Origin of the sequence: Xenorhabdus szentirmaii DSM 16338, assembly GCF_002632585.1 — a bacterium.
Taxonomy (GTDB): domain Bacteria; phylum Pseudomonadota; class Gammaproteobacteria; order Enterobacterales; family Enterobacteriaceae; genus Xenorhabdus; species Xenorhabdus szentirmaii.
This window is the reverse complement of record NZ_NIBV01000027.1, coordinates 1-1,073: the sequence shown is the minus strand read 5'-3', so window position 1 is coordinate 1,073 and position 1,073 is coordinate 1. Positions and strand designations below refer to the sequence as shown.

The 1,073-nt window shown below is 52.2% G+C and carries 2 pseudogenes; one reads left to right on the top strand and one right to left on the bottom strand.

Annotated elements, in window-relative coordinates:
• Positions 1-767, bottom strand: a pseudogene (locus Xsze_RS21460) (IS3-like element IS3 family transposase); the annotation flags it as partial.
• A 52-nt stretch (positions 768-819) separates the two neighbouring features.
• Between Xsze_RS21460 and Xsze_RS22000 the strand changes: the two are divergent.
• Positions 820-1,014, top strand: a pseudogene (locus Xsze_RS22000) (ACP S-malonyltransferase); the annotation flags it as partial.
• Positions 1,015-1,073 lie beyond the last annotated feature (59 nt).

Sequence of the window (1,073 nt, the reverse complement as noted above, 5' to 3'; positions counted from 1 at the left end):
ACGTGACCACAGGTCAATGACCACTGCCAGATACAGCCAGCCTTCATCTGTACGTAAGTACGTGATGTCTCCTGCCCACTTCTGGTTCGGGCCACTGGCGTAAAAATCCTGCTCCAACAGATTTTCTGACACAGGCAGGCCGTGTGCGCGGTAGCTGACCGGGCTGAACTTCCGGGAGGCCTTTGCCCTCAGTCCCTGACGGCGCAGGCTTGCCGCCACGGTTTTTACGTTAAAGGGGTAACCCTGAGCACGCAGTTCATCCGTCAGGCGTGGGGCACCGTAACGCTGTTTTGACCGGGTAAAAGCCGCGAGGACAACGCTGTCGCAGTGTTGGCGGAACTGCTGACGCGTGCTTATCCTTGTCCGCCGCTGACACCACGTATACCAGCCGCTGCGGGCCACCCGGAGCACGCGGCACATTGCTTTGATGCTGAACTCAGCCTGATGTTTTTCAATAAAGACATACTTCATTTCAGGCGCTTCGCGAAGTATGTCGCGGCCTTTTGGAGGATAGCCAGCTCTTCATCCCGTTCTGCCAGCTGGCGTTTGAGACGTGCAATCTCGGTAGACATCTCCAGTTCACGTTCAGAAGACGTCTGCTGATTTTGCTGTTTACTGCGCCAGTTGTAGAGTTGTGATTCATACAGGCTGAGTTCACGGGCTGCGGCAGTAACACCGATGCGTTCAGCAAGCTTCAGGGCTTCACTGCGAAATTCAGGCGAATGCTGTTTACGGGGTTTTTTACTGGTTGATACTGTTTTTGTCATGTGAGTCACCTCTGACTGAGAGTTTACTCACTTAGCCGCGTGTCCACTATTGCTGGGTAAGATCAGTGCCTGGCACACGCGTTTGATGGAAGACGGCGTTCAGGCAATGCGCGATTATCTTGCCGGACTGGATATCGCTTCGCCAGAGCATCAGGTTCTGATGAACGTAACAGCAAAAAGCGAGGTCGCTCCGTCAATTATCAAAGAAAATCTCTCATTACACTTAACTCATACGGTGAAATGGACTTAATCTCTCGATACATTTCTGAATATGCCAACCCCGGTAGCTTTCCTTGAAATAAGTAA